This is a genomic window from Saccharicrinis carchari (assembly GCF_900182605.1).
Classification (GTDB): Bacteria; Bacteroidota; Bacteroidia; order Bacteroidales; family Marinilabiliaceae; genus Saccharicrinis; species Saccharicrinis carchari.
On record NZ_FXTB01000023.1, the window covers coordinates 1 to 3,204 of the forward strand.

A 3,204-nucleotide genomic window follows, 5' to 3' on the forward strand; every position below is an offset into this window, starting at 1 on the left:
TTTCGATTGCTCTTTTTAAAGATGGGCGGCGACCTACTCTCCCACATTTCTGCAGTACCATCGGCGCTAACGGGCTTAACTTCTCTGTTCGGAATGGGAAGAGGTGGAACCCCGTTGCTATAACCACCTGAATATTTTTATTAGATCGTTAGGCGCTTGGGTCGTTAGGTCATTAGTGTTTAACAACACTAACATCTATCAACCTATCGATCTACTGACCTATCGATCTATTGACCTACTAATCTTAATTGATATATCGGCAACAATCAAAATCATCTGTTAGGCTTGGTACGCACCAACTAAAAGTTTCGGGCAATTAGTACTGCTCGGCTTTGATGTTACCATCTTTACACCTGCAGCCTATCAACGTCGTAGTCTACAACGTCCCTGATAAGGATATCTCATCTTGAAGCAGGCTTCGTGCTTAGATGCTTTCAGCACTTATCCCTTCCCCACGTAGCTACCCAGCAGTGCTCCTGGCGGAACAACTGGTACACCAGAGGTGAGTCCGTCACGGTCCTCTCGTACTAATGACAGGTCTTCTCAAATATCCTACGCCCACAACAGATAGGGACCGAACTGTCTCACGACGTTCTGAACCCAGCTCGCGTGCCACTTTAATGGGCGAACAGCCCAACCCTTGGGACCTTCTCCAGCCCCAGGATGTGACGAGCCGACATCGAGGTGCCAAACCGCTCCGTCGATATGAGCTCTTGGGAGCGATCAGCCTGTTATCCCCGGAGTACCTTTTATCCTTTGAGCGATGGCCCTTCCATGCGGAACCACCGGATCACTATGTCCTACTTTCGTACCTGGTCGGCTTGTCGGCCTCACAGTCAAGCTTCCTTGTGCCATTACACTCTACGGACGGTTACCAATCGTCCTGAGGAAACCTTTGAAAGCCTCCGTTACTCTTTTGGAGGCGACCACCCCAGTCAAACTACCCACCAAACGGTGTCCCCGAAGTGATTCGGGTTAGCCCACAGATAAATAAAGGGACGTATTTCAAGGGCGACTAAACTACTCCTGGCGAAGCAGCATCAAAGTCTCCGTCCTATCCTACACATCATTTACCCACGAGCAACGTTAAGTTGCAGTAAAGGTTCACGGGGTCTTTCCGTCCCGTTGCGGGTAATCGGCATCTTCACCGATACTACAATTTCACCGAGCTCATGGCTGAGACAGTGCGCACATCGTTACACCATTCGTGCAGGTCGGAACTTACCCGACAAGGAATTTCGCTACCTTAGGACCGTTATAGTTACGGCCGCCGTTTACTGGGGCTTCAATTCAAAGCGTCGCCGAAGCTAACCTCTCCTCTTAACCTTCCAGCACCGGGCAGGTGTCAGGCCTTATACGTCATCTTTCGATTTTGCAAAGCCATGTGTTTTTGATAAACAGTCGCATGCGCCATTTCTCTGCGGCCCTCATATCGCTACAAGGGCGCCCCTTCTCCCGAAGTTACGGGGCTAATTTGCCGAGTTCCTTAGCCATGAATCACTCGAGCGCCTCAGTATACTCAACCCAACTACGTGTGTCCGTTTACGGTACGGGCTCCCATGCTCGCTTTTCTTGGTACATCATACCCTACTTCGCTTTGGCCGAAGCCTAGGCTCAGCGCGCTATTCCGTCAGCGCCCAGTAGTATTTGATATACGTCACTTTTATTGCATGGGAGGTGCAGGAATATTGACCTGCTATCCATCCACTTCCCCTTTCGGGTACGCGTTAGGTCCCGACTAACCCTGATCCGATTAGCGTTGATCAGGAAACCTGAGTCTTTCGGCGTGCGGGTTTCTCGCCCGCATTATCGTTACTTATGCCTACATTTGCTTTTCCATACGCTCCACGCTGCATCGCCGCAACGCTTCAAGGCATATGGAATGCTCCCCTACCACAGCCCCCCTTTTGCAAGAGGGGCCATCCATAGCTTCGGTAATATGCTTATGCCCGATTATTATCCATGCTCGATCGCTCGACTAGTGAGCTGTTACGCACTCTTTAAATGAATGGCTGCTTCCAAGCCAACATCCTAGCTGTCTCTGCAATCGAACCGCGTTTGTTCAACTTAGCATATATTTGGGGACCTTAGCCGATGGTCCGGGTTCTTTCCCTTTCGGACATGGACCTTAGCACCCATGCCCTCACTCCTGTTTAATTATCTTACAGCATTCGGAGTTTATCAGGAGTTGATAGGCGGTGAAGCCCTCTCGTCCAATCAGTAGCTCTACCTCTGTAAGAGTAAAAACAAGGCTGCACCTAAATGCATTTCGGGGAGTACGAGCTATTTCCAGGTTTGATTGGCCTTTCACCCCTACCCACAGTTCATCCGAAGACTTTTCAACGTCTGGCGGTTCGGTCCTCCATTCCGTGTTACCGGAACTTCAACCTGACCATGGGTAGATCACCTGGTTTCGCGTCTAGCGCAGCTGACTTTGTTCGCCCTGTTCAGACTCGCTTTCGCTTCGGCTCCGCCCCTTAAAGGCTTAACCTTGCCAACTACGACTAACTCGTAGGCTCATTATGCAAAAGGCACGCCGTCACCACATAAATGCAGCTCCGACCGCTTGTAAGCGCACGGTTTCAGGTACTTTTTCACTCCCCTGTTCGGGGTACTTTTCACCTTTCCCTCACGGTACTGGTTCACTATCGGTCTTTCAGGAGTATTTAGCCTTACCGGATGGGCCCGGCAGATTCAAACAGGATTTCTCGTGTCCCGTCTTACTCAGGATACCACTATCAAACAAAAAATTACGTGTACGGGATTGTCACCCTCTATGATCGTTCTTTCCAAAACGTTCCACTTCTTTTTTATTGTCATATTATGGTCCTACAACCCCTACTTTGCCTAAACAAAGTAGGTTTGGGCTAATCCCCGTTCGCTCGCCGCTACTAGGGGAATCATTATTATTTTCTTCTCCTCCAGGTACTTAGATGTTTCAGTTCCCTGGGTTTGCCTTCCGTATAAATACAGAATGACTATGCTTCACATAGCCGGGTTGCCCCATTCAGAAATCTCCGGATCAAAGTGTATTTGCCACTACCCGAAGCTTATCGCAGCTTATCACGTCTTTCTTCGCCTCTGAAAGCCTAGGCATCCTCCGTGCGCCCTTGCTTACTTTCTTGTTGATTATGCTTTAACGCATTCGCGTAAAGCTTAACCTATGATTTTGATTGTTTTATTGCCAATATGTCAATGTACGTT

The 3,204-nt window shown here is 49.2% G+C and carries 2 rRNA genes; both read right to left on the minus strand.

The features are described from left to right. Window positions 1-20: 20 nt before the first annotated feature. Window positions 21-131, minus strand: a 5S ribosomal RNA gene (rrf, locus tag FN809_RS17545). A 166-nt stretch (window positions 132-297) separates the two neighbouring features. Next, window positions 298-3,124 (minus strand): 23S ribosomal RNA (locus tag FN809_RS17550). Window positions 3,125-3,204: the final 80 nt, after the last annotated feature.